The sequence below is a fragment of the Paenibacillus sp. IHBB 10380 genome, assembly GCF_000949425.1.
In the GTDB taxonomy this organism is placed as follows: Bacteria; Bacillota; Bacilli; order Paenibacillales; family Paenibacillaceae; genus Paenibacillus_AQ.
Genome location: NZ_CP010976.1, coordinates 2948641 through 2973585, shown reverse-complemented (window position 1 = coordinate 2973585; position 24945 = coordinate 2948641). Strand labels below are relative to the sequence as shown.

Genomic DNA, 24945 nt, shown 5'->3' with positions numbered 1-24945 from the left:
ATGAGGACAGTGTAAGTCCTATCGATTTATTTTAACCATTGAGCAGAGTGGGGTGGTTGATAGAGGCAGCCGCATCACTCTAACAATTGAGAGGAGGACAAGCCATGCAAGTTATTCAAAAGTTAACAGTGGTTAGCAATCCGACACGAGTGTTTGAAGTCGGAACCGAGTTGAACGGTCGGGAAGTGATCGAGATCAAACAGGTTGGAGAGGAAAACTTCTCGGAATTTATCATTAATGACGAAGATGAGAATTTGATTGTCAGTATTGAGAATTGTCCGGTGATTGTTGAGTACAAGGAGATTGTAGAACATGGTGAGGTACAGACAAATGGGTGAAATTGCAGATATGACGCTTGACGGTGCGCTATGTGAATGTTGCGGATCTTACATCGATGATGAAGAGCCAGGACATCCAAGAACTTGCGAGGATTGCGAAAACGAAAAATGACCCTTTGCAGAGGGTCATAACTAATTCTTTAAATTCACTTGCCCCCATATTAGCAGATTGGGGGCTCACTACACAAGAGAGGGAGCGTTGTCTCATGGGAATGTCTACATCTTTTAATTCAAATGGTGAGTCAATTGACGTAGGGATCACACCTAAAAACCATTATTCACCTGCAATTGTATCCTTCAGGACGTTTACTGACTCTGTTCAGCTTCATTTGACAGATGAACAAATTGCAGAAGCCGCCTATGTCTTTAATCAATATTTGGATGGAATCCGCTATCCTGAAACACCGGATCAACAGCAGATATTGAATGCTGAAATAAATCAAGCTATCGAGGAGGGAATCGCATGACTAAACAAGAGATTGTAAACAGACTATTGTCGCTACCTAAGGAGATCGCGGTAGCCGAGGAATCGCTGTTACAGGCAAGTATGCAGTTGGTGTCGGCAAAGGAAGTGCTTCAGCAAAAAGAGGACGATCTGTTGCTTGGCAATATGATAGACGGTAAAAACGCTGAAATTAGAGCAGCGCAGATGCGCCAGAATACTTTGAACGAGCGCGAGAATCTTTCTGGTGCTGAGTTGAATCTGAAAAATTCAGCCGCCCGTCTTGGGAGATTACGGGACGAGTTCCGGGCACTCCAAGCTGTTGCTGATCTGCTGAAGGGAGTTGCATAACTTGTCTGATGCAAACTTAACTGTAATACCTCAATCCTCTGGTGGAAACACCGGGGGAGGGGCGCTGGTTGATCTTGAGTTCGGCAGCGTAGCCGATTTTAAACGGAGGCTGACCGACATGAAAGCAAAGTATAGTTTTCTTCAAGAATTTTTTAGAGAAATAATGGTTAAAGATGAGGATTTCGGAACTGTCCCGGGAACAGGTAAGCCTACACTTTATAAGCCTGGAGCAGAAAAACTTTGTGAACTATATGGGTTCGCTGCTCATGTTAAGAATAAGCAGGAAGAGAGAGAGTTTGAAACTGGCTTTTATCGCGTGGAGTTTACGCTTCAACTTATCCATCGAACTAGCGGAGTCGTTGTAGGTGAAGGAGTAGGTGAGTGCAGCACCTTTGAGTCGAAGTACCGTTATCGCTGGGTGAGTGAGTATAAAGTCCCGCACCACCTTGCTAAGGAGGACCTCCTCTTTGAGGAAAAGGATGAATGGCGCGATGGTCAAAAAACAGGAAACAAGTATAAGCAATACCGTATTCCAAATGAGGACATGTTCTCCCAATGGAACACCGTTTTGAAAATGGCATACAAGCGAGCATATGTAGGTTTAACGCTTCAATGTACTCGTTCCAGCGGGATCTTTACGCAAGAAGAGTCTGAAATGGATGACTATGCTGATGTTCCACAAGCGGATCGGAAACAAGGAACAAAGGGTAGAGCCGCCAGTGCCAGCAGTGGGAGGTACCAAAGCGGAAAACCTTCAGCTGGTCAAGCTAGTCAAGGTGCGGCAACTCAGAAGAACCGCGTTCTTGGCATCATGAAACAGCAAGAGCTTGATTGGAATGGGTTAGCGGAGGAAGCTAGTACTGCTCTTGGGCGCCCTATTAAGAAAGTAATTCAGGATATTCAAAGCGAAGCCGATTGGAAGACAGTTGGAGATTACCTTGAATCCGGTGGCGGTCAGAATGCTATTGATTTTGATGACCTTCCGGACGGGATGGGGTGATCAGATGAAGATAGCGCACGTTGCAGATAGTCACTGGGGATTCGGCTATCCGGGTCCATCTGCTGAGTCAAGGTTTGAGGACATCACTCGAACCATGGACTGGGTAGCAGATCGGATTATTGAGGAGAGATGTGAGTTGGTGTTGTTTGCTGGTGATGCTTTCAAGGATGCCCGCGTCTACATCGATCGGGCCACGGCTGAGATTAAAGCATTCACTTCTTGGCTCCGCAAATTGTCCGGTGCTGGTATTGAGGTGGTGGTTATCAGCGGCACACCTTCGCATGATGCTATCAGCGCTTATCACCTTATCCGTGAGATGCAGATACATGGTGTTCAGGTGTTCACTGAGCCTAATAACATTCACGTAAGGGGCGTAAACATTGCCTGTCTTCCAGGCATGAACCGTTCATCCTTTGCCACTGAATCAAGCTTTTCTGGGCTACCGCCACATGAATTCCACAGCAAGATGACCGACTGGATAACTACAGAGTGTGAACGTCTAAAGTCCCGTTGCAGTGACACACAACCCAATATCCTGATGAGTCACCTTACATTTGATCTAGCTGACACCGGATTTGAGGATGCATTACTGCAAAATGAGCCGATCCTCACCAATGAGGCAGCCAAGATGTTCGACATGGTCTGCCTTGGTCACATTCATAGACCGCAGTTGGCTGGTAGTAATGTTTATTACAGCGGAGCTCCTGAACGGCACAACTTCGGAGATGAGCGGACGGTACCAGGGTTTTACATTCATGACTTAGATGGGGTTAGTTTCCCTGCTGATGTTCCTGGTTTTAAATCAACATTTATTGAAACTCCAGCTCGTCGTTTTAAAACAATTGACTGGTGTGACATGGATATACAAGCCTGGCTTGACGGACAGATTGATGACTTTGCTACTGTTAAGGACGCAATTGTCCGGGTGAGGTACGAGTGCTCAGAAGAGCTACAAAAGCAGTTTGATCGCCGGTCACTTGAAAAGGCGCTCTATGATGCTGGGGCATTCTTCGTCGCTGAAATTCGTGCCGAAGTTGAGCGGTCGGAGCGGATCAGGGACGCAGAAGTGACTGAGAGTTTAAGTCCGCTCACCGCACTGACCGCTTGGGGAAATAATCAAGGGTACACCGATGATGAGATTGACGAGTTACAGGCCATGACAACAGAACTATTGGAGGTAACGGGATGATCCCATTAAGAATTGAGCTTCAAAATTTCAGAGCAATTGCTTACGCCGACATTGATTTGTCGGCGGTCACATTGGCAGCTATCGCTGGCAAGAACGGGGCGGGAAAGTCTTCGGCGTTTACATTGTCTCCACGGTTTGCCTTGTTCGGGGATGTAGTCAAGGGTGTCAGCCTGGATGATCTGGTCCGTAAAGGTTCGCAAGAAATGGCCGTCAAGTTTGATTTTGAACATCAAGGTAGCGTGTACCGAGCCATTCGGACGCGCAGTACCAAGGGCAAGGGTAAATCTACTCTTGAGTTACAGAAGCAAGTGAACGGTCAATGGGAAAGCCGTTCTGCAGAGAAGATTGCGGACACGGAGGCAGTTATCCGTAATTTACTCAATCTGGACGATGAGACGTTTACCGCATCCTCGATGATTCTTCAAGGTCAAGCCAATGCCTTCACAGGAGCTACGGCTGGCAGACGTAAGGAAGTAGTGTCGCAGATCCTCGGACTCAATGTTTATGAGCAGTTGCAGGAGCGTTCCCGACAGCGAGCGGCTATACTCCACATCGATATTGAGAAGAACAAAGACAAGCTTTTGACGCTAGATGATCGCTTGTCTGGACGATCGGTTAAGGAAACCGAACTAACGGTGGCAGAAGATCAACATAACGCTACGCAAGATTTAATTGTCAGGGAAGAACATTCAGTACGTGCAGTCGAAGCTCAATTGAATGAGCTAAAGGTTAAGGCAGCGCGCATTGAACAGATTAGCAAAGACATCAGTGTAATTAATGACGAAATTACAGCATTGCGTACCGAGCAGGCTGGTCATATTGGCCGTCTTGATCGGGCCGAGAAGATATTGGCTAATGAGACGCAAATTGCGGAAAAGTCTGTTGAACTGGAATTGCTCAAGCAAAAGATCGCTATGTTGGAAGCTCGTCAGCCAGAAGCAGATAGATTACAGCGTGACTTGTCGAGTTCGCTAGCGGATTTACATCAGAACAATGAGAGCATAGCAACTCTTGGTCCTCGCATTGTGGCTATTCAAAGGCAACTGAGCGAGTCTGAGAAGCTCAAGCAGCAAGCTGATTCATATGAAACTGAGCTGGAGCGCCTGCAGGTGTATGAAGGCAAGGCTGACCAATGGAACTTGTTGGTAGCGGAGTTGAACGATACCAGAGCACAACACTCCAAGGAAGAATCAAGATTGGCGTTGGAAGAACGGGTGCTAACGGATAAAATTACTGGTCTTGAAAAGCAGGAGGCACATCTGCATGACAGTGGATGCCTAGTTACTTGCAAGTATCAGCAGGAAGCTACTTTAGCTGTTGAGGAGTTACCGGAGTTGCGCCGACAGTTGACTGAGCTTGACCGGACAGAGTTGGACAAACTCACTTTTGGCATTGATGGCAAGCAACAACAGCAAGTAGCGCTTGAATATGATAACGCAGCCCACAAGGCAAACAAAGTCAAAGTGGACGAGTTGCGAGAAGCAGCAACAGCTTTCGCTCAGCTCTCCGGAAAAGACGAACTGCTACTACAGCTCCAACGGCAGCACGCAGATACGGAAGGACGCAAGACAGCTATTGAATTGCGAACGAATGAACTAAGTGAGCAGTTGATTACCCTTACCGCTGCCCTTGCACCACTTCCAGAACTTACAGTAAAGGCTGTTGAACTTGAACGTTGGGCAAAGCTTAAAGACCAGATCGTTGCGGCGCGGGAAACTAAACAGAATGCCCAGGAACGCATCATCGCAATCGATCAAGAGGTCGCTAGTAAGCAAACACGGACTGATGAGCTTACCAATGAACATGGTTCTCTTGTCTTGGATAGTCTTGAATTCGACACACTGCAGAGCGAACTTGAGCAATTACAATCTAGGTTAGCACAGCAGAGAGGTCAATTAACCACGTTGGCAGAGCAGATCGGTGGCATTAAGGCTGTACTTGCTGCTCTAGAAGTAGATCAGCAGGAACGTGACAAGCTGAAAGCAGAGATGGAGCCAAAGTCACAACGTTGGACAAGGTATCAAGTGCTGATCAAGGCATTTGGCAGAGATGGCATCCCAGCACTCATCATTGAGAACGCAGTTCCTCAGCTTGAGCGAATCGCTAATGAGATTCTCGGGCAGATGTCTAAGGGCAAGCATTATGTCCGCTTTGAGACACAACGCGAACTCAAAAGCCGTGATGGAGTATCTGAGACGCTAGATATCATGATTGGTGACTGGTCCGCAGAGCGACCATATGAGACATTCAGCGGTGGTGAGCAACTCCGTATCGATTACGCGATCCGGTTCGCTCTAGCTGAGCTATTAGCACAACGTGCCGGCAGTAAGGTTGAGTGGCTGACTATCGATGAAGGTCTTGGTAGTCAGGATGCGGAGCATCGTGCACTTGTCCTTGAATCTATCAAATCCGTAGCTGGACGATTTAAGAAAGTTTTAGTTATCACACATATTGAGGATGCTCAAGGAGCATTTGACCAAGTGATTCGATTTGACAACGCTGAAGGCGGCGTAGAAGTCTTTGTCGCATGAATGAACTGGATCTACCTATGATGAAGAGCATGATGGGTCAGAGGATCTGGAAGCTAATGAAGACGAATCCGGAAGAGTTTAAACGGGAGACCAGGGCGTACTTTGCCCTTGGATATCCTAACTTTACAGTCAAGAGAGTCAAGTATCCAATTGTTTATTTGCAAGACGATAGGGGGCTATATCGATGAGTAATGTTGAGCAGCTTGATCTGTTTACACTTACTGATCCAGAGCCTAAAGCAATCCTAAACGGCATGTACTACGAGCAGAGCACTAATAAATTTGTATCGTTTGTACTCGGCCGTCGGCATTTCGAAGTTACTCCTAGTCGTTGCTTAGGTGATAAGGAATGGAAAGAAAGAACCATGAAGGAGCGTGCTATATGACTACGACTAAGCAAGAGGTTATTAGTAAGGCTGTATTTGACCAGTTAGAAACATTACTTGATGCCGCCACTGAACAAGGTGATGAAGCTGTTGCTGAGCACTTTAAAGCTCTCGCATATGCTTTGGGGGCTCATGTGGCAGTTAAAGGTAAACCGGACCACATGCCTGATTTTATTAATGCAGTATTAGAAAACTTTGGACAGGGTATTAAGGTAGGAATGCAGATTGCTCATGGTCTCAATGGTCATATGTGTGTGCAGGTCCACAGCGTTACAAGGAGCAAGGCGTAAGATTTGATAGGTATAAGTATTATAGGCAGGGGATGAAGAGTATGCCCAGAGATAGTTACCCTTTTCCGATATATTCCGGGTTATTGGAGCCAGAACATTACAACAAAATAAGCACAGCGATATGGCTATTCCTTTGGTGCATCAGCTCCGTAACCAAAGATAAGGAAGATGAGGAAGGGGTATCTTGGGGCATTGTCCTTGGGAATAAGCCTATCAAACTTGAAGATCTATCAGAACAGTTCGGAGTGGCTAAGAAGACAATTTCAAGATGGATTGACACGCTCGAAGAGCATGGTTATATACGAGTCACTAGAGCACCCTATGGTCTTATTTTCACCGTTAGAAACTCTAAAAAATATCGAAATAAGATGGACAAAAATGTCCACTCTGGAGAAAGAGAAGAGACAGATATGTCCACTCTGGAGGGTAGAGAAGAGACAGATATGTCTACTCTGGAGGGTAGAGAAGAGACAGATATGTCTACTCTCTTGGACAAAAATGTCCACTCTAATAAAGATATTATAAAAGACCTTATTATTACTACTCCTATCACTACTGAGTTTACAGAAGGATTTTCAGAAGATTCAAAAGCAGATGGAATGATTGGTATTTTAAACGCTTATTCCAAATTGCACGGCAAGTTTGATTTTCATGTAAAACCACGAGAGCGTGAAGCCATGGGTAAGATGGTCGCCGGAGGTATGCCTAGCCCTTTTACCATCCAAACTATGACGTTCCTCCTTGAGGAAAAGCGCAAGCGTGAAGGAAGTAGATTTAAGCTTCCTTCCAGTTTTTTATACTACGTGGACGCAATCGAAGAAGCCTGGTTAAACTCTCAAACTACCAACGCACCGATCGTTGGAGTCGCCCCGAGAGCGCCGGAGCCATCAAAACGAAAGACCAAACAACAGCAGGAGATTGAAAGATTGGAATCCATCATGAGAGAGGAGGAAGCAAAACGTGCATAGAGGTGAGGTTGCAGCGCTGTTGATTGCCATCAAAAAAAACTATTCTTGGTTTGATACGAGTGATGAAAACATAGATTTTCACTTGAAGAAACTACACGATTTCCCTTATCCAGTCGCTTTGAAAAATGTTGAGGTACACATTTTGACTAATGACTTTCCTCCCATCATTTCACAGATTCGTGGCAAGCTTCCTGAGCAGCAAGAGTATGATCGGCTCAAAGCTGAAACACAGACACATCTTGCAAAACTAGAACTTTGGGAAAAGGCTGCGTGTCCACCACCAGCAGGAATGAGGGAGGCACTTCATGCGAAGCTTAGCAGAACTAGAGAAGATTGAACCTCCAAATAGCCAGGACGCTGAAACATCTGTCTTAGGGGCCGTCTTGATCGATCCAGCAGCTATGGAAGAAGCATCGATACTGAAACCCAAGGCATTTTTCAGCTCACCGCACAGGATTATCTATGAATCGATGCTTGAATTGTTTGAAGCAGGCGAGTCAATAGACATTGTAACCTTAACGTCCCGTCTGGAGGATCATGGACAACTAGAGACAATTGGTGGGGTGAGTTACTTAGCCCGAGTTGCTCACTCTGTTCCTACGGCAGCTAATATCGACCAGTACGTTGTCATTTTGCAAGATAAGTACCTGTTGCGTCAGCTTATCGATGCGGCTCGGAAACAGTTCATTGATGCGGTTGAGAGTGGCGATGTGCAGCAAGTTATCGCCAGTATGCAAGTAGTTGCTGCAAAACTTTCAGATCAAGCTGCACCTGCTCAAGAATTCAAGCCGATACGTGAAGTGATGATGGATGTTTACGACGGAATAGAACAACGTTTTGCCAATAAGGACAATGGAAATGTAACGGGAATTGCAACAGGGTTCGATGATCTGGATAATATGACGGCTGGATTTCAGGATGGGGAATTAATCATTGTTGCCGCTAGGCCTTCCGTTGGTAAGACAGCATTTGCACTTAATATAGCTAAGAATGTTGCAGTTAAGACGAAAGAGACCGTGGCATTATTCAGCCTAGAGATGTCAGATAGGCAACTAGGAGATCGGATGGTCAGTGCAGAGGGTAATCTGGATGCCAGTAAAATCAAAACAGGCAAATATGAGGACGGGGATTGGGAAAAGACAGCGATCGCAGTCGGTATCTTAGGAGAAACAAATATCTTCATCGATGACTCTCCGGTTTTAAACGTTCAGGAGATCCGTAATAAATGTCGCAGGTTGAAGAAAAAGCATGGGCTAGGTCTTATCGTTATCGATTACTTGCAGCTGATCGCTGGCTCCGGTAAACGCGGGGAAAATAGACAGCAAGAAGTGTCTGAAATCTCTCGTACATTGAAGCAGATTGCTAGGGAACTGGAAGTGCCGGTGGTTGCATTATCCCAGCTAAGTAGGGGAGTAGAGCAACGCCAAGATAAGCGCCCAATGATGAGTGATTTAAGAGAGTCAGGATCTATCGAGCAAGATGCAGACATTGTTGCTTTCTTGTATCGGGATGATTACTACAATGCTGATACCGAGAAAAAGAACATCATCGAAATTATTATCGCTAAGCAGCGTAATGGTCCAGTCGGAACAGTAGAGCTCGTATTCCTGAAGAACTTCAATAAATTTGTGAATTACGAACGGGCGCACGACACCCAACCAAAACTACCTGATGTGAAGGATACAAATAAACGCTGGTGGGCGAATTAGGGGGAACCATATGAAGCATTTAATGAAGCCAACAAGACGACAGAAGCTTGAGATGGCAAGGAAAAAACTTGATCCGAAAAGTTGGTATGTTGAACGTGATGACGGCAAGCAAATGATCATTGTCAGTAAGAATAAAGGGCAGGTACGCACCCTACGGTGGGGCGCATGAGCGGGCCGTGGAGTTGTTGGTCCGTTTATGAGTACATGAAGATGCGCTTCATGTACACCGGACAAGTTCCAACTCATGATGAGCTGGAGACAGAATTTGAGGAAATTGATCCTTCGGTGTTACTCGAGGGAATTGCAGAATTCGAGTCGGTGATTTGTGACAGTAGAGGTGGGGTTCGGAATGAAACCAAAGTCGGTTGATCCATTTTTTCAGGACATCCCATGGGAATTGATCTATGACGATAAAGGTCGGCAGATCGGTGAGGTATACATGCTTCACGAGTGGATAAAACCAAAACAGAAAGAGGAGAAGCAATCGCATGAAAACAATGGGAATAGATCACGGCACCAACTCCGCAGGATGGGCCACAATGCAAAACGGAAAGCCTATTGACTTCGGAGTTAGAGATTATTCAAACATCAAAATGCCACATGTGTTAGATGCAATCTACCAAGATACTTTTCGACTGATCGAGCATGAAGAACCAGATATGGTGGTGTTGGAACGTCCGGTTCACTTCAAGAACGCAAATAGTGTATTGGCACTTGTTGGAGCATATTCCATGGTCACGCTAGCAGCGCTCCATCTTGGAAAGCCAGTTGAAGGAATACGACCGACAGAGCTTAAGCTGCAGACGGGTAAGGGTAACGCAGATAAGGAAACCGTGGCATTCGAAATGCAGATGCTATTTGATCTAGACTATGACGAAATTGCTGTGCCGGTGTTGTACAAGCTTAACCATCCGAAAGGCAAGTATAAAGCAGGCGATGTTAAAGAACGTCTCTTTGATCCATCGGACGCTATCGCACTTTGCTGGGCGTATCACCAAAAATTTATTAAGGGAGTGGCGTAAATATGGGCTTTGTTAATTTTAAAGGAATAGTTAAAAAGGTGAATCTGAAATCACCAGAAGAAACAGAAGTTACTATCAGTATTTCTGCATCCGAATTAGAGGGGCAGTACAACATACTTCAAAGCATGTTAGAACAAAAGGTGATGGGCGGTCTAGATTCGCAGATTGTTACGTATAAAATTCTGAAAAATGCAGTTACTGGCAAGCCGATTACCAGGTATGCGATCGATAGTAGCGGCGTTGTCTCAGTAGCTAAGCCAGAAGGTGAACAACTTTCTTTAGATTTGGGATTACCTCCCGAGAGAATAGAAACTAAAGAAGAGCCGGTGGCAATCGAACTTAACATCATCAATGATTTTATCTTAAGTGGGATGGCTCCAGACTATGATGATTTAGATCATGATTTTATCGAGATTACGGGACGTCTGTCTGAAGGCGACACTTACCTGAAGCTTGCTGGTGAAGAAGATATGGGTGTTGGTATCTTTGTAATGATGGTAGATGAGTACCGGAAGCGTGTGGCACCATTAGCTGCTAAATGGGATGAATGGCGTAAGGGGAAGGTTCAACCGGAACCAGCAGCCAAGGATAACCAAGATGTTGAAGCAGTGATCACTGAAGGTGAAGAAATTCAGACTGGTGATACTCCTGCAGAAGAAAATCATGGAAATGGAGAAAGTGAAGGAGAAGCTGAACCTGGTACTGATGCTTGTTCCGATCTTCCGGACTGGATGCAGGAAGACAATGATTCCACTGGCAAGCAAGAAATAGAATTCGAGGATCCAATAGGTCCAAATGGCGAGGATAAATACAACGAGGGTGCTCAAAGTCATGATAGCAGCGAATCTAGTGAAAATACTGGTTCTAATGTTGATCCATCGGTAGTGGTTGAAATTGATAACGAAGTGGTTGAGGAATTCATTCTCACGAACCGGCCTATATTCCCGGATATAGCTCTTGATTTCCCGAACTTGCTCGAACAACGTCGTAAAGAAGGTAAGACCTGGATGATTCTAGCTGCTGCTAACGGCGTGACGAGTGGGCAACTAAATACACAGTGGAAGAAATACAAGGATCGCGTTAAAGGGCTAATTAAAGATGGTGGAGCAGCTTAGGCTGCTTCTTCTTTACAAACTGGGTCACGGGGATCCGGAACTTCAATCATTGGGGGTGTGAACATGAAAAACACTTTGAAAGATTTGAATGATCACTTATTTGCACAACTCGAACGTTTAGGTGATGAGGAATTGACTGGCGAAAAGCTAGTAGAGGAAATGAATAGAGCTAAATCCATAACGGGTGTAGCTTCTCAGATCATAGCGAACGGATCATTGGTGCTGGAGGGCAGAAAGCTTATCGATGACAGGATGAATGCAAATACTGAACTGCCTAAGATGCTAGAGGGGTAGAAAATGACTCATAAATATACAAAGGAACAGAAGAGATTCATCGAAGAAATTGCTTCAGGGAAGTATAACGAAGAAATTGCTAAATTGTTTAATGATAGGTTTGGGACTGACATCACAGAAGGACAGATCAAAAGCTACAAAGCCAATCACAAGATTAAAAGTAACGTTCCAAGGAAACGGATAACCGGCGATGAAGGGTTGTTCACACAAGAGCAAAAGGATTTCATTAAGAAAAATGTTGGTGGCTGCTTAAATCAAGAACTCGCTGAACTTGTCAATGAAGAGTTTAGTCTTCAGATCACAGCCAGGCAAATGAATACGTTTAAAAAAAATCACGGTTTGGTCAGCGGAGTGGATTGTCGCTTCCGGAAAGGGGACACTCCGGCAAACAAAGGGACAAAAGGATTGTACAACGTTGGAGGAAATAGAACCTCTTTTAAGCCAGGGCAGCCAGCTTTAAATTACAAGCCAGTTGGATATGAAAGAATTGATCGAGACGGCTATGTGTTGGTTAAAGTACAGGATGACGGCCCTTGGCAAAAGAGATGGCGGCATAAACATAAGGTGATGTGGGAAGAAGTAAATGGTCCAGTACCACCAGGTCATGCTTTATTATTCATTGATCAAAACAAACAAAATATAGTATCAGAAAATTTGACCTTGGTGACCCGTAAGCAGTTGGCCCGCTTAAATCAAAATAATTTACTTTCTAATAATGCCGAATTGACTAAGACCGGCATTATTATGGCAGATATCTACGGTAAAATCGGTGAACGAAAAAAGATGAATAGCGGTCGCAGGATTAAAAGGACACCAAAGGAGATTGTGGGGAAATGAGCCAACCTAATAAGCAGGCGCAGATCAAGTCTACCCTTATGAGCAAACACTTCTACGGTTATGTTAATCACGCGTTAGAGGGAAGTAAACCCCAGATGGCGGAGCATGCAAAGCAGTTACAGACGATCATTGACAAATCCGGACAAGACGGCGGTTCAGCCGACTTTGAATATATGAGACAGAGTGGATGCCATAAAAAAGGTGTATCAAACGTCATTGATTACCGCAATATTTACAACTGTCTTAAGGATACAATATAGAGTCCTTGTCAGTTGCATAACAAGGACTCAAATAAAATTAATTAGTTCTTATAACAGGAAAGGAAGGTATTTCCCAATCACCTAACCATACGTCATAGTTTGCATATTGATATACTTTTAACATTACGGTGAACGTACCTTGCTCATTAATAGGTAACAAACTACTAATAGGTATCGTATGAGTGATTGGAGAAGATCCTATCGTTCCATATATATCATTAATACCCCCAGTACCAGTTGGACTCGTAACATAAATTTGGTAACTGGCTGCACCAACAGTGGATTTTTCTACTGTTACATTAATGTTCCTTGAACCTGGCCCATAGCTAGTGGCATCAGTATACACTCTTGCCCGAATATTGTTCTTGGTTTGCCAGCCTGAAGTTGCTCCTATCGATTGAGTGAAGTTTGCTAAACTCTCAAGCCGGGTGGAGTTGGTTGGACTATCGGCAAAGGAAACAGCCGAGAACGCACCAGAGATTAATGCAGCGGACAATAAGGAAACTATATACTTTTTCATGTGAATCCTCCTTTAAATGGTATATGTATATATATTACACATTAATCTATTAATTACTTTATATGTAATAAAAATATTTTTAATAATCAAATACTAAGGGGAGATTCCTGATTATGTACCTGAATACTGCTGTACTGGGCGTGAATGTGGATGTATGGGGAAGCCCATTGAGCCCCCGCTGTGTGATGAGTGTTGGAATGAAGTGTTTGAAGGTAGGTGATAAGTAATGGCACGAGACGATGACAAAGTTCTGATACAGGTCGAGCATCAGATTCACCCAGAGTGGGGAATAGGAAACGTTTACGACGTTAAGCCACAATCCGATATGGCTCTAGTAGCGTTTGAAAACGTAGATACTGTTAAGTTTGGATCGGGACCCGGTCGGAGGAAGTGGTATCCCTTGGATCACCTAGAAGGAGCAGAGGAAGGAGTTTAAACATGATCATCAAACCAATAACCAGGCGTCAGTCCGAGGTGTTGGAATTCATTAAATTATTTATTGGAAAAGAAGGCTATCCTCCTACCGTCAGGGAGATCACAGAGCACATGGATTATCAATCATCTTCAACGGCGTTCCATCTGCTTGAGCAGCTGGTCCTGAAGGGATATATCACGAAAGGCGATAGTCCACGGACAATCCGAGTTATTGATCGGGGGAAGTTGGACAATCCTGAATTGAAAGAATTCGAAGTTGTACTGATCGATGGCAGGCTAGTAATTGACCTGAATGAATTGACAGAGGATTACAAAGTACGTGGTTATACTGGACTACCGGAAACATTTGATTGCGGGGTGATTGGATTAATTCCGGTTGTCGGAAAAATCCAAATGACAGATGAACAGTATGCCAAGATACAGGCTGCATACTCAAACGGTGGAGTGTGCGACTGGTGTGGAGAGATCGTAGCGGAATTAAGTCGTCCTCATTTTCATGATTTCGCTCCTGGAAAGTGGATGTGCCAAGGTTGTTGGGATCATGATCGGGAAGTGTACAAGGGTAGCTATGGGGATGATATTGGGAAGTTTGAGCCTATCAAGGGAGGTAAGTCATGAAGGTTATAACTATCATACAGCCTTGGGCAACGCTGATCGCACTCGGGGAAAAGAAGTTTGAAACGCGCAGCTGGGAGACTAAACATCGAGGCGAGTTGGCTATTCATGCTGGTAAGAAAGTCGATAAGGACGCTTGGATGAACGAAGTGATTTACATGACTCTGCAAAAGCATGGAATCTTGACCGTTAATGATTTGCCTACAGGGGTAATCGTAGCAATAGCAAATTTGGAAGATTGTTATAAAATATCACGTCCTTCCGGTGAAGATGGCATAGTCTGCCTTAAAGGGAACCCAACATCAAAGACTTGGGGGGGATATCCGAGCAACGAACGAATTTTTGGTGACTACAGTGAAGGTCGTTATGCTTGGGAACTTGCTGATGTAAAACCTCTAACGGATCAGATCTCGGCTAAGGGGCAGCAGGGATTATGGAACTGGGAAGGTGAGTAAGATGCCAATTATGTTTGAGTATATTTGCTGTAAGTGCAATTATATATTTCCGTTATATGTTAATTTGGTAAGTCCCTTCTGCCCATGTTGCAATCAAGGATTTGGACATAAGTATGTTGGCACTGTTAATTTCAAACCAGCGCCGCAAGAAGAAAAAACGGAATAGATAAGCAAAGACCCCCAATACCTGGCCGGGCGCGGGGGTCAATCGGTAAATACTTCCTCACATTGATTATAACATGAGTGAGGGGATAAGGATGGGGAAAAGACGTAAGAATCCACTTCAGTTAGCATTCAACATTCTGCCGATCGATGAGGCTGCAACCCGCGCTGCGGTGGAGGAACGTTTGGAAGAGGTTCGGCAGTATAGACAGATCGGTCTTGTTCGAAGAGAAGCGGTACTGACGCCATCTTATGCTCCTAGATACCATGGAGCAACGAACGAGATTAGTAAGCCGACTGAAAATATAGCTGTATGGAATGTAGATAAGGAAGCAGAGCTGAAGGAAAAGGATCGGCTGCTAGATTTGGCGATGAGTAGGCTGTCGAGTGTTCAGCGTGAAGTGATAGAGCGGAGTTACCTTGATGATGAAGGAGAGTTTGATTTTATAAGTTGTTCTGAAATGGGGTTAGGCGATCGAACGTTTCGACGAATAAAAGTAGGTGCTATAAAGATACTCGCATTTGCTTTAAAACTTGAAATTATAGAGGACACTAAAGAAACGAGTAACTCAAAGTATGAGGTAGGGTGAGTCGATCTTTTAACGTGAGTGAAGTTATTGCTAACAAATACCGATATAAAGTGGGATGTATATATAATCAATAAGAGAGTGGGTTGTTGGAAGTGAAAAAGTTTCTATTAACTGTTTTAAGCATGATTTTGGTATGTTTGACTTTTGGGCCAAACATTACTTTTGCGGAACAGGGTGAATGGGTTAGTGTCAGTGATTTGCCGGTTGCACGAACAGGATCAGCAGTGGCTGAAGTAAATGGGCTCGTTTATGTTTTTGGAGGAACGGCAGCTGGCACCGAAGCGGCGGTAGGAGAAAAGACAAAAACTACTTTTGTTTATGATCCTAAAGGTGACACGTGGACACAGAAGAAAGATATGCCAACGAGTCGAGCAGGTGTTTCAGCAGTAGTTTATGAAGAGAACATTTATGTGCTCGGTGGATATTATGATAACAATGGTTCTACCCATAGGACAAACAAAGTTGAGGTGTATAACACACAAACAGATACCTGGAAAACAGTTTCAAATATGATAACGGCTAGATCTTGGGCCAAATCAGTAATTTTAGATAATATGATTTATGTTATTGGCGGAGCTAATGAAAATGCAACGATTGTACCTATAGTCGAGAGATATGATATTAGTAATGATACATGGACAAAAAAGAAAAATTTCCCTGCTACATTAAATGCAATGAGTGCTGAATCTGTAAATGAAAAAATATATGCGTTTGGCGGGGCTACAACTTGGTCTAGTGGAATGTCAGGGTCAATCTATGAATATAATGTCAATGAAGACAGTTGGACGAAAAAAAGTGATATGAGTACTGCAACAACTTCAACTGCAACAGCTACTTACAATGGGGAAATTTATATAATGGGAGGTCAAAAAGACTCCTCGATGCAATCACGTGTTGAGGTTTACAATCCTGAAACTAATGAAAGCAGATTAATTACTGATTTAACTTTTAGTAGAACTCAAAGTGTAGGAGTAATTGTTAATGGTAAGATTTATATTATAGGTGGAACAAACGGTACAAAGACGTTGAATACAGTTGAGATGTACTCATTGGAAAGCAAAGAGCCAGTGGATCCAACAGAGCCACCAAGTGGAAACAGGGCAATTTTGGTTGTTACAATGGATACGGGTCTTGAAAAGGAATTCGATCTTTCTATGAAAGAAGTCAGTGCCTTTATTTCGTGGTACGAAGAAAAAAACTCTGGATTAGGTACTGCATCCTACGCAATTAACAAACATAATAATAATAAAGGCCCGTTCAGCAGTCGTAAAGACTACGTAGTATTTAATAAAATATTGACGTTTGAAGTAAGCGAATATTAAGTAACAAAAAAGAGCCGAATATGGCTCTTTTTTGTGTCCGCAATTGGGCCGGAAAAGGTCCGGTTTATGGCCCGCCACTGGACTTTCATCATGTTATATTTGTAATGTGGAAATGGCGAGAATGACACGCACAGCTACTTGAACGTAGCACTAACTGGGGCGTAACTCTTCTCGCCTTTTCATCTTCCGTTGCAAAAGAGGGAAACCTCCCTTTGACATCGAAGTAGAACTGATGAAAGGGTGTGATGTTTTGTCTGGTTTTGCAGGTTTAATTATCACGTGGATATGCATTATTTGCTTGGTCTATACTTTTAAAGATCGGGTGAGTGGGAAGATAATTTATCCAGTAGCTGTGGTATGTATTTTAGGAGCGCTTGTCTATTGGATAAATAAAATAAGTTAATTTCGAGATAGTTAGAATATAGAAGATTAGAATAGCATTCATACTGCTGGAGGTTAGCAACTGGGTTTGTCATTGTTGACTCCCATTTCCGATAATATGTAAAATGGTCTTGTTCTTCCTCTATAGTAACAAAGTACGTATGCAGTTAAAGCAAAGAGCAAAGCGCATTTGCTGCGGCCATTACGGACGCCATTCTTTAAAAGCGTAATAATATTATCGATTATCGTAATTGGTTCACCAAATACGTACATATTCAGACGAAGTCGCTCCTTATGGGGCGGCTTTTTCTATTTTAAAATTTAGGATTTTAGGAGGAATAGTGATGAAGAAGTTAAAAAGGCTTAAGGACCCACCCGAATATAAGCAGCCGAAGAAGTGCAAACGATGTATGTGGGGCGAATGGACTGGGACGAAACAGTTTTGTGGTTGGCAGGAGTGTGTGAAGAAGGTGAATCCTTCCTAAATGTCGAAATATGATGTTAGGAGGGGTTAATTTGAATTGTGTCCACCTATTACAAAAGGTTCGCGAGGTTTGTTTGGAGCATTATGACGAGTTGAAGCTGCCCAAGAGCAATGCCATTGATTTTTGTAGCAAGACCCTGTCGTCAAAAGTTATCAACGGAGGTGCAGGGGATCGGGATGTCGACCAATATGTCGGAATACAACCGAGTGGCTGGGTGATGTATGAGATTGAGACGGAAATAAGCGGAATTGGTGGACCGACAAAAAGTAATACGTTGAGCAAAAGCAGTATTTCCGACCAAGAACTTGAAAATTATTTTAATGGACAACTTTCAAGTATTGGTGAGGTTGCTGACTTTATCAAAAAGTACAATGAAATTGCTGATATGCCAAATGTAAATTTAACGAAGATTGATTTTTTTCTTACACATTAGTTCAGTTAGCACCTTCGGGTGCTTTTTCTTTTGCCTTTTTAAAGGGGATAACCCTCTTGATGGCGAAATTTGATATCGAGGAGGTAAGGAACATGATAGAGGCAATTATAAATGGTGTTACAGCAGGAGCAATAGGTGTATTCGGGGTACTTATTGGTGGTATTTTGACTTATCGGCTAGGGTTGAAGGCCGAAAAATCTCTAATTAGAACAAAAATAAGGATTGAAAAAATTCAGCAGACACAACATAGTTTACTTGAGGCAGCAAGGGATTTTGGAAAACTTCATTTAAAATTAAGTGAATATGAGTATGAGAAAATTGATCATAAATCTTACTGTGAAATATCAGATGAGACTCAAGATAGGTTTACGAAAACCATTAGGAGTATCAGAGTTAACGAAGTAATAATTAAAGATTATGGGGAACAGATTGAGCAGTTATTTGATGATTATTCTGTGTTATGTAATATGCAATATGATAGATACTATAACCCTAATAACAACAAGAGGCGTTATTCAGATGAAGAATTAACATTTGAGATCATAGATAGTAAATTCCAAGCTTTTATAATGTCTGTTATTAGAATTCAGAAAAGTCTGGATCTTGAAATTGAAAAAGAATTGAAATAAGCGCCTAAAATCTAGAGGCGTTTTTCTTTTTCCTTCATGACAATGTATAAGCCAATTCAGGAGCGTGTGTTCTTATTGTGTTAATACCGGACATAGGATAGAAAACGTCAGGAACGTGCCATTGCGGTGGCGTACGAGTCTGTTTTTGCCTTACCTATATTAAAAACCAACTCAACACAAAATAAGGGAAGGATTTTAATGGTTGGTGTCGAACATTGTAGTATGTAATCATGAAGGTTGGTGGTAAAGTGCAAATGAAAGAAGATAAGAAGAAGTATATAGGAGTTACTATAACAATCCTTTCTGTATTACTGATATTAGGACCTTCTCTCTTTTTTGGATTTATTGGCAAACCTGCTGAAATGGGGGTCGCGTTAGCCGCTGGAGCGCTAGCAGCTGCTTTCCTAAATCTAGACAAGCTTCAAAAATTTAAAGGCGCTGGAATTGAGTTTGAACTTAAACAAGCGGTTAAAGAAGCTCAAGCAACCATAGAGAATTTAAAGGAATTTACGGACCCACTTTTTGTCTCATCTATAAAGATAATGTCCGTGGGAATGACTTGGGATGGAATCCCAGAGAATATTCAGCACGATATTGTTCGTAAAATTGAAAAAATAACAGACGGTAATAATGTGAGCGTGGACGTGACAAATGCAATCAAAGATTTCTATGATTATAATTTCATACAATTATTTAACCGCTTAATAAGTGGCATTGAAGGCTACTATAAACCAGAAGTAAGCAAACAACTGTCACTTTTAATGGATGCAGAAAAATCTATCTTTCCCTCTGGAAAGCAAGTAGACCAAGTATTGAGTGAACTTCCCCATATAACACCTGAATTAGAAGATCTAATAAAGGATTATGCTTTTTACAAAGAAAATCGATATCCGAGGAGTCGCTCATGAGAGCGGCTTTTTCTTTATTTCAGAAGGAGAGATCGAAATGGATATTAGAAACATACCTATAGATAAGATTAATGCAGCTACTTATAACCCTCGTGTCGACCTTCGGCCTGGTGATCCTGAGTACGAGAAATTAAAGAGATCCATTGAACAATTCGGTTACATCGATCCGATCATTTGGAATGAACGTACAGGGAATATGGTTGGCGGTCATCAACGTTATAAGATTATGGTTAATGAGCTGGGTCATACTGAGCTTGACGTATCCGTCGTGAACTTAGACGATCAACAAGAGAAGCTACTGAACATCGCACTGAACAAAGTCTCTGGCCGGTGGGATGATGAAGCACTGGCCAGATTATTGGATGACCTGCAGGTGAGTGGAGCTGATATTTCTTTATCAGGATTTGAGTTTGAGGAAATAGAAGAGTTGATCAGTAGTCTTCCTGACACTCCTGATATACAGGAACCAGTCATTGAGGATGATTTCGACGTTCAGAAAGCCTTGGACAATATCAAAAAAACCGAAACACAACGTGGTGATGTGTGGCAGCTTGGCAGGCATATCCTGATGTGCGGTGACTCTACTAGTGAAGAAGATGTTAACCGGCTCATGGATGGTAAGAAGGCAGCACTGGTCGTTACGGACCCACCTTACAATGTCGCAGTAGAAAGCAGTTCTGCTCGTTTATCAGCCGACGGTCGCGGCTCCATAATGAACGATGATATGCCTGCAGAGGAATTTGCGGGCTTTTTGCATGCAGTCTTCGAGCGATATGCCGATGTCATGGACCCGACTGCAGCTATTTACGTTTTCCATCCCTCATCTTATCAACGGGAGTTTGAAGAGGCTATGAACGCCGCCAGCATTATCGCTCGCTGCCAGTGCATCTGGGTGAAAAACGCGGCCACGTTTGGGTGGGCACAGTATCGCTTCAAACATGAGCCAGTGTTTTATGCACATATTAAAGGGAAGGCTCCTGCTTGGTATGGCGATCGTTGTCAGACTACAGTTTGGAAGTCTGGTTTACCAATGGAGGAGCAGTTGCCTGAGACGATTTGGGAGGTTTCAAAAGGTGACGTTAGTAAATACGTGCATCCTACACAGAAGCCACTAGAGCTCCTAGCTATTCCAATCAGGAACAGCAGCAAGCAAGGCGATGAGGTCGCTGATTTCTTCGGGGGTAGTGGATCCACTCTTATGACATGTGATCAACTTGGTAGGACATGCCGGACAATGGAACTGGATCCTATCTTTTGTGACGTCATTAAGATGAGGTACCAGGAAGCTACTGGTATTGAGCCTGTGCTGCTTCGTCGTGTAGATCCCGCAGCCTAAATATAGGCTATGTTAAGTTTTGTTATTGATTCTCTTATTAAGCTAGTGGGCGGTAGAGTTGAATATATCTCACTTCTATGGTAGTGTATATTAGGTATTACCTAATTTTATTAAGATTTACCTAATATATACGAGGGGGTTCCCGACTTGCTCGAATGGATGTTGAGAAAAATAATGGCTGACAGAGGTATATGGTCAGGTGTAGCGTTAGCGCGTCTTTTAAAAGAAAAAACAGACTATAGTCTTTCTGCACCTTCCATCAGTGCTCTATTATCAGGAAAGCCTAAGCAAATGAAGGCAGATACGCTTGATGCGTTATGTACAGCTTTAGAATGTAAACCAAATGACTTATGGGTTCATACTCCATCTTCAAGAGTAAAGGGTGCATAGCAATGACAATAAAGATTATTTTGCCATTTGGAGATCCTATTCTTCGAAAGTTATCTAAGCCAGTTGAAAGCATTACTCCAAGAATCATTAAACTTCTTGATGATATGACTGATACACTTTACGCTTCGGATGGAGCTGGCTTAGCAGCCCCTCAAGTCGGAATTCTAAGAAGAGTTATTGTTATGGATTGCGGTGAAGGTTTAATTGAATTAATTAATCCCGAGATAATTTATCGAAGCGGAGAACAAGTGGGACCAGAAGGATGTTTATCATATCCGGGTTACGCGGGTGTAGTAAAGAGATCTCAATCTGTAAAAATCAAAAGTTTAACTAGATCCGGTTCAGAGTCTTTTATTGAAGCTGAAGGGTTACTAGCAAGATGCATCCAACATGAAATTGATCATTTAAATGGAATTCTCTACATAGATCATATCAAAGATGGTTTATTTTATAATGAGGAAACTAATGAAAGGGCGAGTCTGTTTGAAGCGAATAAGTTAATATGTAGCAATTCGCTTTAAAGGGATATCTAAGGCATTTGATCGTTACTCCGCTAATGAAGAACTATAGTTTAGAATCAACCGCCTGATATGGGGCGGTTTTTCTTATGCCCAGACAAATTAAAAGGAGGACGCATGAACGTCCTCCCAATCATCCAGGGTATCCCCCGGCTGAGATAGCGGCGCGCCACGCGTGGCATTTTTCAGACATCCGCTATCTCATCTCCAATTCTACACGGAAGCCGAGGGATACGTAAATGGGAACACCAGAGGAAGAAAATGTATTATTACAGCATGAGCTCGAAGTCATGGCTGGTATCCTGGAATCTAAAGCACAATATCGCAAGATCGTTAAAGCTGGAATAGCCAAGTGGGTAAAGGATTTTCAGGATGGCCGGATTGAGATCAAGACGGTGGATGACCTGAAAAAACTGATTGAAATAGATATCGAATTGCAGAAGGATGAGCTTTAACCGGCTTGTCCTTTTTCTGTTGGGGGTGGTGATGGTGTAGCATGGCCAGAGAAAGAAGTCCTGAACGGGACAAGGCTAAAAAGATGTGGCTGGAGAGCAGCGGGGCGATGAAGCTTAAAGACATTGCCACTGCTCTTAATGTCGGGGAAACACAGGTCCGTAAATGGAAGTCTCAAGACAAATGGGCTGCTGATTTGAATAGTAACGTTACTAATGAATTGAAAGGTAACGTTGCTAAACGAGGAGCGCCTAAAGGTAACAAGAACGCTGTGGGCAATCGTGGGGGCGCACCGCCGGATAATCAAAATGCCAAAGGGAATAAAGGTGGAGCAGGAGGGCCGTATCGAAACAAGAAGGCTCTCAAAACAGGAATGTATGAAACGATCTTTATGGATACGCTCGATGAAGATGAACAGGAGCTGCTGGAGCAGATTGATACCTCACCGATCGTGCAGGCTGAAGAGCAGTTATTAATGCTCTCCCTGCAGGAACGTCGTCACCTGAAGCGTATTAAGTTGCTGGAAGAAGGTATGACAGATGAGGAGCGTAAGATCAAAGAAGAGTTACATCAGCGCAAGGACAAGATGTCCTATACAAGCCCAACAACAGGTAAAAAATCCATCGTCCCTCTATTAACTGAGGGCATGAAGATTACCGAGATTACCACAGTCGTCACATCTAAGCTGGATAAGATCCTGAAGCAAGAGGAAGCTTTGACCAAGACAAGAGACAAGAAGATCAGGGTTATCAACCTGATCACCAACCTGCAGCAGGAAGATGAGAAGCTAGCAATTGCTAGAGAGCGGCTGGAGTTGGAGAAATTCAAAGTCTATGGTGATAAACCAGAAGGGGACGGTGATGAAGATGACGGTGAAGATGATGGGGATGATCTAAGGTGGTAATCACACTTGCAAAGGAGCATCGGAAGCGGATCTCTCGTAAATTAAAGGAGCGACCAGAGAAACTGGCCGAACTAAAGGAGATCCTCACAGACTTCGAGCAGTTTTGTTTCCGTATGTTGAAGATCAAGGACAAGTCCGGGGCCATGGTTCGGTTAATCCTCAACGATGCCCAACGGCGATATGCTGCCAAAGTGTTCGAGGATATAGCGGCAGGGAAGCCCGTTCGGATTATTATCCTGAAGGCCCGACAGATGGGCTTTTCAACGGTGACAGAGGCGTTGATTTACTATTTCACGTCATTGCAGGAAGCAAAGAATGCCTTTATCGTTGCTCAGTCTTCCGATGCTTCCAGCAACCTGTTCGAAATGTTCCAGTTATACTATGAGAGGGTTCCTTCTGTTATTCAACCCATGACCAGGAAGAACAACGCCAAGAAGCTGACCTTTGAGAATCCCGCGATCCGAACGGCAGACCGCCGCAGGAATCCGGGATTGAAGTCAAAGATCACAGTTCAAACGGCGGAAAGCCGGGTTCTGGCCCGTTCCGATACCATTCATTATCTGCATGCTTCAGAGGTGGCCTTCTGGCCCGCCAAGAAAAAGAAGCGGCATTTGCTTTCCCTTCTGGCCGCGTTATCCAAAGAACCTGGCAGCATTGGGGTTATTGAATCAACGGCGAACGGCATGGAAGAATTCAAACAAATGTGGGATGCAGCCGTTAAGGGCGAGAGCGATTTTTCTCCGCTCTTTTTTGCATGGTTTGAAATGCCCGATTACCGCAAGCCGGTACCGCCCGGCTTTGAGCTGACGGATGAAGAAAAGGAACTGAAAGCCAAGTACGACTTGGACGACGAGCAATTGCAGTGGCGTCGATATACGATACGAAACGACTGCGGCGGTGATTCACGTCAGTTTGACCAGGAATATCCTTCCGAACCTGACGAAGCGTTCCTGTTATCTGGTGAAAGCATCTTTGATAACAAGTTCATTAAGCGCCTGAAGGAAACGATTAGCCTTATGGGCGGCGTTCATGATATCGACTTTGTGAAGAACAAGATTATCCTGTCACATGCTGGTGAACTCGTTATATATCGAAAACCAGAGCAGGGAAAAAGGTACGTCCTGGCTGCCGATACAGCGAAGGGCAAGGAAGACGGTGACTATGACGCTGCCTATGTGATCGATGAACGTACAGGCGAAATGTGTGCGGCTCTGCACGGGAAATGGGACACGGACTTGTATGGCAAGAAGCTAAACACGTTAGGCTTGTATTACAATACAGCTTTACTTGCAGTAGAGAACAACAATACAGGTGAATCTGTCTTAAATACGTTATACAACACATGTCATTACCCGTTACTGTTCATGCATAAGAAGGGTTCAATGGGTTGGAACACGAACCAAGCCACCCGCCCTGTGATGATCAGTGATCTCAAGGAAGCTATCAGGGACGAACTGTACGACGTTTATTGTCCTGAGTTATATACCGAGTGTATGACACTAATCGATAATAAAGGCAAGGCAGAAGCGGACAGCGGCTGCCACGATGACCGGATCATGGCCTATTCCATTGCTCTGCAGGTGCGGCAAGTCGCTGGCAGATGGTTTGACTGGTATGAGAGGAAATTGAGAAAGCAGTATGAAGAAGACTCCCAAGAGGAAGCGGGGTGGATATAGTA

General features: G+C 43.6%; 36 protein-coding genes. 35 read left to right on the top strand and 1 reads right to left on the bottom strand.

The genetic code is table 11. From position 1 onward, the window contains the following. Positions 1–104: 104 nt before the first annotated feature. The 20 genes from UB51_RS13040 to UB51_RS12955 all read left to right on the top strand — a co-directional run bounded on the left by UB51_RS13040 (position 105) and on the right by UB51_RS12955 (position 12731). The gene (locus UB51_RS13040) at positions 105–338 is read left to right on the top strand and encodes a hypothetical protein (RefSeq protein ID WP_044877663.1); all 234 of its coding nucleotides are present in this window, start codon (positions 105–107) and stop codon (positions 336–338) included. Between the two features lie 206 nt (positions 339–544). After that, complete coding sequence (locus UB51_RS13035; protein ID WP_044877662.1) at positions 545–805, top strand: hypothetical protein; 261 nt, start codon at positions 545–547, stop codon at positions 803–805. After that, a complete protein-coding gene (locus tag UB51_RS13030; RefSeq protein WP_044877661.1) occupies positions 802–1131 on the top strand; it encodes a hypothetical protein in 330 nt (109 codons plus the stop codon). Before UB51_RS13035 ends, UB51_RS13030 begins: the two co-directional genes overlap by 4 nt. Before the next feature lies 1 nt (position 1132). Next, a complete protein-coding gene (locus UB51_RS26490; protein ID WP_052675917.1) occupies positions 1133–2131 on the top strand; it encodes a hypothetical protein in 999 nt (332 codons plus the stop codon). Then, positions 2079–3320, top strand: coding sequence for a metallophosphoesterase family protein (locus tag UB51_RS13020; RefSeq protein ID WP_234405657.1), 1242 nt, complete (start codon positions 2079–2081; stop codon positions 3318–3320). Before UB51_RS26490 ends, UB51_RS13020 begins: the two co-directional genes overlap by 53 nt. Further along, positions 3317–5851 (top strand): sbcc family protein, encoded by a 2535-nt coding sequence (locus tag UB51_RS13015; protein ID WP_044877659.1) that lies wholly within the window; start codon positions 3317–3319, stop codon positions 5849–5851. Before UB51_RS13020 ends, UB51_RS13015 begins: the two co-directional genes overlap by 4 nt. Beyond that, positions 5848–6039, top strand: coding sequence for a hypothetical protein (locus tag UB51_RS13010; protein WP_044877658.1), 192 nt, complete (start codon positions 5848–5850; stop codon positions 6037–6039). Before UB51_RS13015 ends, UB51_RS13010 begins: the two co-directional genes overlap by 4 nt. Then, positions 6036–6236 (top strand): hypothetical protein, encoded by a 201-nt coding sequence (locus tag UB51_RS13005; protein ID WP_044877657.1) that lies wholly within the window; start codon positions 6036–6038, stop codon positions 6234–6236. The genes UB51_RS13010 and UB51_RS13005 overlap by 4 nt, the downstream gene beginning before the upstream one ends. Continuing rightward, entirely contained in the window at positions 6233–6526 is a 294-nt protein-coding gene (locus UB51_RS13000; protein ID WP_044877656.1) for a hypothetical protein, read from the top strand. The genes UB51_RS13005 and UB51_RS13000 overlap by 4 nt, the downstream gene beginning before the upstream one ends. A gap of 41 nt (positions 6527–6567) precedes the next feature. After that, positions 6568–7494 carry a MarR family transcriptional regulator gene (locus UB51_RS26485; protein ID WP_052675915.1) on the top strand — a complete coding sequence of 309 codons (927 nt, stop codon included), beginning with the start codon at positions 6568–6570 and terminating at the stop codon, positions 7492–7494. Beyond that, positions 7487–7831 (top strand): hypothetical protein, encoded by a 345-nt coding sequence (locus UB51_RS12990; RefSeq protein ID WP_044877655.1) that lies wholly within the window; start codon positions 7487–7489, stop codon positions 7829–7831. Before UB51_RS26485 ends, UB51_RS12990 begins: the two co-directional genes overlap by 8 nt. Continuing rightward, a complete protein-coding gene (gene dnaB / locus UB51_RS12985) occupies positions 7800–9203 on the top strand; it encodes a replicative DNA helicase (protein ID WP_044877654.1) in 1404 nt (467 codons plus the stop codon). The genes UB51_RS12990 and dnaB overlap by 32 nt, the downstream gene beginning before the upstream one ends. A gap of 10 nt (positions 9204–9213) precedes the next feature. After that, entirely contained in the window at positions 9214–9372 is a 159-nt protein-coding gene (locus tag UB51_RS28290) for a DUF6906 family protein (protein WP_160297265.1), read from the top strand. Between the two features lie 50 nt (positions 9373–9422). Next, the gene (locus tag UB51_RS12980) at positions 9423–9572 is read left to right on the top strand and encodes a hypothetical protein (RefSeq protein WP_162484582.1); all 150 of its coding nucleotides are present in this window, start codon (positions 9423–9425) and stop codon (positions 9570–9572) included. After that, positions 9553–9765 carry a hypothetical protein gene (locus tag UB51_RS28420; protein WP_162484581.1) on the top strand — a complete coding sequence of 71 codons (213 nt, stop codon included), beginning with the start codon at positions 9553–9555 and terminating at the stop codon, positions 9763–9765. Before UB51_RS12980 ends, UB51_RS28420 begins: the two co-directional genes overlap by 20 nt. Next, the gene (locus UB51_RS12975; protein ID WP_234405433.1) at positions 9743–10225 is read left to right on the top strand and encodes a crossover junction endodeoxyribonuclease RuvC; all 483 of its coding nucleotides are present in this window, start codon (positions 9743–9745) and stop codon (positions 10223–10225) included. The genes UB51_RS28420 and UB51_RS12975 overlap by 23 nt, the downstream gene beginning before the upstream one ends. Positions 10226–10227: 2 nt before the next feature. Further along, on the top strand, positions 10228–11340 hold the full coding sequence (locus tag UB51_RS26480) for a hypothetical protein (protein WP_052675914.1): 1113 nt from the start codon (positions 10228–10230) through the stop codon (positions 11338–11340). Between the two features lie 63 nt (positions 11341–11403). Continuing rightward, positions 11404–11634, top strand: a complete 231-nt coding sequence (locus UB51_RS12965; protein WP_044877651.1) for a hypothetical protein — start codon at positions 11404–11406, stop codon at positions 11632–11634. 3 nt (positions 11635–11637) lie between these two features. Beyond that, complete coding sequence (locus UB51_RS12960; RefSeq protein ID WP_082063137.1) at positions 11638–12471, top strand: HNH endonuclease signature motif containing protein; 834 nt, start codon at positions 11638–11640, stop codon at positions 12469–12471. Further along, positions 12468–12731, top strand: coding sequence for a hypothetical protein (locus UB51_RS12955; protein ID WP_044877650.1), 264 nt, complete (start codon positions 12468–12470; stop codon positions 12729–12731). The genes UB51_RS12960 and UB51_RS12955 overlap by 4 nt, the downstream gene beginning before the upstream one ends. 37 nt (positions 12732–12768) lie before the next feature. Here the strand turns inward: UB51_RS12955 and UB51_RS12950 are convergent, their stop codons facing one another. Next, the gene (locus tag UB51_RS12950; protein WP_044877649.1) at positions 12769–13251 is read right to left on the bottom strand and encodes a hypothetical protein; all 483 of its coding nucleotides are present in this window, start codon (positions 13249–13251) and stop codon (positions 12769–12771) included. A 226-nt stretch (positions 13252–13477) separates the two neighbouring features. Here UB51_RS12950 and UB51_RS12945 point away from each other — a divergent pair, with 226 nt between their 5' ends. The 15 genes from UB51_RS12945 (at position 13478) to UB51_RS12875 (ending at position 24943) form a co-directional block, all read left to right on the top strand. Further along, entirely contained in the window at positions 13478–13687 is a 210-nt protein-coding gene (locus UB51_RS12945) for a hypothetical protein (protein WP_044877648.1), read from the top strand. A 2-nt stretch (positions 13688–13689) separates the two neighbouring features. Next, positions 13690–14304, top strand: coding sequence for a LexA family protein (locus UB51_RS27160; RefSeq protein ID WP_082063136.1), 615 nt, complete (start codon positions 13690–13692; stop codon positions 14302–14304). Beyond that, on the top strand, positions 14301–14756 hold the full coding sequence (locus UB51_RS12930) for an ASCH domain-containing protein (protein ID WP_044877647.1): 456 nt from the start codon (positions 14301–14303) through the stop codon (positions 14754–14756). Before UB51_RS27160 ends, UB51_RS12930 begins: the two co-directional genes overlap by 4 nt. Before the next feature lie 257 nt (positions 14757–15013). After that, complete coding sequence (locus tag UB51_RS12925) at positions 15014–15508, top strand: ArpU family phage packaging/lysis transcriptional regulator (protein WP_044877646.1); 495 nt, start codon at positions 15014–15016, stop codon at positions 15506–15508. Between the two features lie 92 nt (positions 15509–15600). Beyond that, the gene (locus UB51_RS12920; protein WP_234405656.1) at positions 15601–16830 is read left to right on the top strand and encodes a Kelch repeat-containing protein; all 1230 of its coding nucleotides are present in this window, start codon (positions 15601–15603) and stop codon (positions 16828–16830) included. A 725-nt stretch (positions 16831–17555) separates the two neighbouring features. Then, a complete protein-coding gene (locus tag UB51_RS28540; RefSeq protein WP_199924930.1) occupies positions 17556–17696 on the top strand; it encodes a hypothetical protein in 141 nt (46 codons plus the stop codon). Positions 17697–17727: 31 nt separating this feature from the next. Continuing rightward, a complete protein-coding gene (locus UB51_RS12915) occupies positions 17728–18129 on the top strand; it encodes a hypothetical protein (protein WP_044877645.1) in 402 nt (133 codons plus the stop codon). 92 nt (positions 18130–18221) lie between these two features. Continuing rightward, complete coding sequence (locus UB51_RS12910; RefSeq protein ID WP_144407012.1) at positions 18222–18758, top strand: hypothetical protein; 537 nt, start codon at positions 18222–18224, stop codon at positions 18756–18758. 254 nt (positions 18759–19012) lie between these two features. Then, a complete protein-coding gene (locus UB51_RS26475; RefSeq protein WP_052675912.1) occupies positions 19013–19666 on the top strand; it encodes a hypothetical protein in 654 nt (217 codons plus the stop codon). Between the two features lie 37 nt (positions 19667–19703). Continuing rightward, entirely contained in the window at positions 19704–21002 is a 1299-nt protein-coding gene (locus UB51_RS12900) for a site-specific DNA-methyltransferase (protein WP_044877643.1), read from the top strand. A 147-nt stretch (positions 21003–21149) separates the two neighbouring features. Continuing rightward, on the top strand, positions 21150–21392 hold the full coding sequence (locus UB51_RS12895; protein WP_044877642.1) for a helix-turn-helix domain-containing protein: 243 nt from the start codon (positions 21150–21152) through the stop codon (positions 21390–21392). Positions 21393–21394: 2 nt separating this feature from the next. After that, complete coding sequence (def, locus tag UB51_RS12890) at positions 21395–21913, top strand: peptide deformylase (protein WP_044877641.1); 519 nt, start codon at positions 21395–21397, stop codon at positions 21911–21913. Positions 21914–22149: 236 nt separating this feature from the next. After that, the gene (locus UB51_RS12885) at positions 22150–22365 is read left to right on the top strand and encodes a hypothetical protein (protein ID WP_044877640.1); all 216 of its coding nucleotides are present in this window, start codon (positions 22150–22152) and stop codon (positions 22363–22365) included. Positions 22366–22406: 41 nt separating this feature from the next. Continuing rightward, positions 22407–23267, top strand: a complete 861-nt coding sequence (locus UB51_RS12880) for a phage terminase small subunit-related protein (RefSeq protein ID WP_044877639.1) — start codon at positions 22407–22409, stop codon at positions 23265–23267. Further along, positions 23261–24943, top strand: a complete 1683-nt coding sequence (locus UB51_RS12875; protein ID WP_044877638.1) for a terminase large subunit — start codon at positions 23261–23263, stop codon at positions 24941–24943. The genes UB51_RS12880 and UB51_RS12875 overlap by 7 nt, the downstream gene beginning before the upstream one ends. Positions 24944–24945 lie beyond the last annotated feature (2 nt).